Consider the following 461-nt stretch of genomic DNA (forward strand, 5'->3'; position numbering starts at 1 on the left):
GTCCGGCCGGGTGAAAGCATCACCCGCAGCCCAGACGTGAAGGTTGACACCGACGTCAGTCTGACTGAGAAGAACGTGTCGCACCTCAACAGTCAATTGCCGCCTGATCTCGCCCAGCAGGCGGTCGATCCAGTGAACCTGCCAGGCTTCGATTTACCGCAAGGGACTAATGGGCTGTTCCAGGTCAGCAACAACCCCAGCCATCCGTACTTGGTCGAAACCAACCCACGATTTGCTGACCTTAAGACCTTCCTAAGCTCCGACTATTTGCTCAATGCCTTGGGTTATGAGCCTGATCAGTCCATGCGTCGACTGGGTGATGGGTTATACGAACAACGCCTGATCCGAGAGGCGGTGGTCGAGCGGACAGGCAAGCGTTTCCTCGAGGGGTTGACCAGCGACGAAGAGATGTTCCGCTACTTGATGGACAACTCCATCGCCAGCAAGGATGAGCTGAACCT

1 protein-coding gene is annotated in these 461 nt (G+C 56.2%); it reads left to right on the forward strand.

Going from position 1 to position 461, the window contains the following annotated elements; translation table 11 throughout:
* A partial coding sequence (locus HU720_RS24650) for an S-layer family protein (RefSeq protein WP_186523632.1) occupies positions 1-461 on the forward strand: 461 nt, incomplete at both ends.

This window comes from Pseudomonas sp. SWRI51, from assembly GCF_014268825.1.
GTDB classification, from domain to species: Bacteria; Pseudomonadota; Gammaproteobacteria; order Pseudomonadales; family Pseudomonadaceae; genus Aquipseudomonas; species Aquipseudomonas farsensis.